3 protein-coding genes and 1 pseudogene (1 of these 4 cut by a window edge) are annotated in these 4,424 nt (G+C 49.8%); all 4 read left to right on the forward strand.

All coding sequences use genetic code 11. The features are described 5' to 3' along the window. Window positions 1-733: pseudogene (locus QVO97_RS11520) on the forward strand (PolC-type DNA polymerase III); it begins 3,799 nt to the left of the window's first position. Between the two features lie 72 nt (window positions 734-805). Further along, window positions 806-2,080 carry an O-acetylhomoserine aminocarboxypropyltransferase/cysteine synthase family protein gene (locus QVO97_RS11525; RefSeq protein ID WP_022360468.1) on the forward strand — a complete coding sequence of 425 codons (1,275 nt, stop codon included), beginning with the start codon at window positions 806-808 and terminating at the stop codon, window positions 2,078-2,080. A 241-nt stretch (window positions 2,081-2,321) separates the two neighbouring features. After that, window positions 2,322-3,884: a cardiolipin synthase gene (cls, locus tag QVO97_RS11530; RefSeq protein ID WP_022360469.1), complete on the forward strand. Its 1,563-nt coding sequence runs from the start codon at window positions 2,322-2,324 to the stop codon at window positions 3,882-3,884. A gap of 106 nt (window positions 3,885-3,990) precedes the next feature. Further along, window positions 3,991-4,424, forward strand: a 434-nt coding sequence (locus QVO97_RS11535; RefSeq protein WP_288189736.1) for a DNA-3-methyladenine glycosylase I, incomplete at its 3' end; no start/stop codon positions are given.

A 4,424-nucleotide genomic window follows, 5' to 3' on the forward strand; every position in this document is an offset into this window, starting at 1 on the left:
GATTCAGACGGCGATCTGTTGTCGAGACGATATTATGATTTATCTGATTCAGAAAGGACTCGAAGAGGGACTCTCCTTCACTATCATGGAGTCTGTCCGAAAAGGAAAAGGACTGAAACCGGAGTGGATTGAGGAGATGAAAGCTCACGATGTGCCGCAGTGGTATATCGATTCCTGCCTGAAAATCAAGTATATGTTCCCGAAGGCGCACGCGGCGGCTTACGTTATGATGGCGTGGCGTGTGGCGTACTGTAAGGTGTTTTACCCGCTGGCGTACTATGCGGCATATTTCAGCATCCGTGCGAGTGGATTTACCTACAAGCTGATGTGCCAGGGGCGCGATAAGCTGGAGTATCATCTGGCGGAATACAAGAGCCGGTCGGATTCTCTTTCCAAGAAAGAGCAGGACACGCTGCGCGATATGCGTATCGTACAGGAAATGTACGCGCGCGGATTTGAGTTCATGCCGATCGATATTTACCGGGCAAAAGCCCGCAATTTCCAGATCATAGACGGAAAGCTGATGCCGTCGTTAAGCAGTATCGACGGACTCGGTGAGAAAGCGGCAGACGCGATTGTTTTTGCGGCGGAGGACGGAAAGTTCTTGTCGAAAGAGGACTTTATCAACCGTACCAAGGTTACGAAGACGGTGTGCGATCTGATGGCAGAGCTGGGAATTCTGACGGGGCTGCCGGAGAGCAATCAGCTTTCGCTGTTTGATATGGTGATGTAAAAGAGCCGTACTAAAAAATGGGCTCAATTACTATATAATTATTTAAAAATAAACATATGAAGGAGAAGAAAAATGAAACGTTCAATGGAAACAACGTGCATCCAGGGCGGATGGCAACCGAAAAATGGCGAGCCGAGAATTCTGCCGATCTACCAGAGCACGACCTTTAAGTATTCAACCAGTGAGCAGATGGGAAGACTCTTCGATCTGGAGGAAAACGGATATTTTTATACCCGTCTGGCAAACCCGACCAATGATGCAGTCGCAGATAAGATCCGTGAGCTGGAGGGCGGCGCGGCAGCAATGCTGACATCCTCCGGACAGGCGGCAAACTTTTATGCGGTATTTAATATCTGTGGCGCGGGCGATCATCTGGTCTGCTCGGCAACCGTATACGGCGGCACATCGAACCTGTTTGTCGTTACGATGAAAAAAATGGGCGTCGATGTTACGTTAGTTGACCCGGATGCGCCGGAAGAGGAGATCGAGAAGGCGATCCGCCCGAACACAAAGTGTATCTTCGGTGAGTCGATCGCAAACCCGGCTCTGGTAGTGCTGGATCTGGAAAAATTTGCCCGGATTGCACACAGAAATGGTATTCCATTTATTGTAGATAATACGTTTGCAACTCCGATTAACTGCCGTCCGTTCGAGTGGGGCGCAGATATTGTAACGCATTCTACTACAAAATATATGGATGGACATGCGATGACCGTCGGTGGCTGTATCGTGGACAGTGGCAACTTTGACTGGGAGGCACATGCAGACAAATTCCCGGGTCTGACGACGCCGGATGAGTCTTACCACGGCATTATTTACACGAAGAAATTCGGTAAGGCGGCTTATATCACCAAGGCAACCGCACAGGTAATGCGTGACCTCGGTTCCATCCCGTCCCCGCAGAATTCCTTCTTATTGAATATCGGTCTGGAGACGCTGCATCTGCGTATGCCGCGCCATTGTGAGAATGCACAGAAGGTAGCAGAGTATTTACAGAGCCGTGAAGATGTGGCTTGGATCAATTATCCGGGACTTGAAAATGATAAATACCATGCACTGGCGCAGAAATATATGCCGAACGGTACATGCGGCGTTATTTCTTTCGGCTTAAAGGGCGGTCGTCAGGCAGCTGGCGAGTTCATGGATAAGCTGAAACTGGCAGCCATCGTAACCCATGTTGCCGATGCGAGAACCTGCGTTCTGCATCCGGCAAGCCATACTCACCGTCAGCTCTCCGATGAGCAGCTCAGGGAGGCAGGCGTTGATCCAAGCCTGATCCGTTTGAGTGTCGGAATTGAGAATGTGGATGATATCATCGAGGATATCCGTCAGGCGCTGGAGGACTAAAATGCCAGGAATGGCGATATAACAGCTTTATGCCGGGTATCCGTGAGATGTTTCAATGCGGTTGTTAAAATGAGCGCTTACAACGACAGGTCAGTCGGGATGACACATAAATCTGTGTCAGTCTCCGGCTGACATCTTGTTTTATTTGCAAAAATCTGCCATACTATGAGAGATGGCACTGTAGTTTTCAATGATACGGCAGGTGCCTGATGAATGAGGCAGAGAAATGGACTGGTAGAAAATGGAGAAAATACTTAAAAAATTGAAAAAACTGCTGCGTCTGATTTTCGGGCGTACCACGCTGGGAACGCTGTTTCTGCTGATACAGATTCTTGTGCTCTTTGCCGGGTTTGACTGGTTTAGAGAGTACCTGATCTATATGTACGGTGGATCTGCGATGCTCAGTGCGCTGGTTTTGATCTATATTATCAGCGATGAGGGAAACAGCACGATCAAGTTGTCCTGGGTAGTGCCGATATTGATATTTCCGGTGTTTGGAACGCTGTTTTATCTGTTTTTGACGCTGCAGCCGGGCACGCGCCGCATTAACCGGCGGATCGAGGAGGTTGGGACAAAACTTCGTCCGTACCTTTTACAGGATCCGGAGGTGCTGGCACACTATGAGAGCATCAGCGCCAGCGGCGGCAATCTCGTCCGCTATATGAACCAGTACGGACGTTTCCCGGCGTATGAAAATACGGGGGTACGCTATTTCCCACTGGGAGATGATATGTTTCCAGTATTATTGGAAGAACTCAAAAAAGCGGAACATTTTATATTTATGGAATATTTTATCGTAGAACACGGAGTGATGTGGGATGCGATTTTACAGGTGTTAGAGACGAAGGTCGCCGAGGGCGTGGAAGTCCGGTTTATGTATGACGGCATGGGAAATCTCTTCACGTTGCCGCACGGCTATGAGAAAGCGATGCAGGAGAAAGGTATCCAGTGCAAGATTTTTGCGCCGGTGCGTCCGGCTCTCTCGAGTTACCAGAATAACCGCGATCACCGGAAAATCTGTGTGATCGATGGTCATACCGCGTTTACCGGGGGCGTGAACCTGGCAGATGAATATATTAACCAGCGGGTACGCTTCGGACATTGGAAGGACACGGCGGTCATGCTCAAGGGAAAAGCTGTAGACAGTTTTACAATGATGTTTTTGCAGCTCTGGGATGTGACGGAACGGGATGCGGAAGAATATCGCCGTTTTCTGTGTCCGGAGACATTTCATATGCCGGAGGGCATGGACTATGGCGGCTTTGTGATGCCATATGCGGACAGCCCGCTCGACGGGGAAAATGTCGGCGAGTCGGTGTACCTCGATATTTTAGGGCGTTCACGCCGGTATGTGCACATCACGACTCCGTATCTGATTCTCGACGATACGACGCTGGCGGCGCTCAAGTTTGCGGCAAAGCGCGGCGTGGAGGTCATTATTATCATGCCGCATATACCGGATAAGTTATATGCGTACCTGCTGGCTCGCAGCTATTACGCGGAGCTTCTGCGGGCTGGTGTCCAGATCTATGAATACACGCCGGGCTTTATCCATGCGAAGATGTTTACGAGCGACGATGAGAAGGCGGTGGTCGGAACGATCAACCTTGATTTCAGAAGCCTGTATCTGCATTTTGAGTGCGCGTCCTATTTCTTCCGCAATGCGGTTGTGATGGATGTGGAAGAAGATTTCCAGAAAACACTTGCAAAGAGCGAGCGGATTACTCTGGAAAACTGCCGGAAGTATCCGTTTATCCGGCGGTTTGCGGGGAAGGCACTGCGGATTCTGGCGCCGCTTATGTAGAACTTCAAAACGAGAGATATGGCATATTTATGTTTTCTTGAATGAAAAACAAGGATAAATAAGCAAAAAATGTGAGAGCAAATGACGAACAGGGAGAGATAAACGTATGGAATGGCACGATGGAAGACACCGCTGCCGCTGGGCGAATCCAAAGAATGAATTGTATATCCGTTACCACGACGAGGAGTGGGGAAAGCTGGTTCGGGATGATGCGAAGCTCTTTGAGATGCTGATCCTTGAATGCTTTCAGGCAGGGCTTTCGTGGGAGTGCATCCTCAATAAGCGGGAGGCGTTCCGCGCCGCGTTCGATGAATTTGACCTGGACAAGGTGTGCGGTTACGACGAGGCGAAGGAGGAAGCACTCCGGACCGCCCCGGGAATTGTACATAACCGGCTGAAAATTCATGCCGCTGTCACGAATGCACGGATATTCCGGGAAATTCAGAATGAATATGGGAGTTTTGACGCGTATCTGACTCACTGGACAGGAGACGCGGTGATTCATGAGACAGGCAAGGTCAGCTCGCCGCTCTCAGATGC

Origin of the sequence: Clostridium sp. CAG:43, assembly GCF_000434655.1 — a bacterium.
Taxonomy (GTDB): domain Bacteria; phylum Bacillota; class Clostridia; order Lachnospirales; family Lachnospiraceae; genus Otoolea; species Otoolea fessa.

What these genes read in the sequence shown, in the direction of transcription:
- QVO97_RS11525 (WP_022360468.1), top strand. Translation starts at nt 806, where the DNA reads ATGAAACGTTCAATGGAAACAACGTGCATCCAGGGCGGATGGCAACCG.
- cls (WP_022360469.1), top strand. Translation starts at nt 2,322, where the DNA reads ATGGAGAAAATACTTAAAAAATTGAAAAAACTGCTGCGTCTGATTTTC.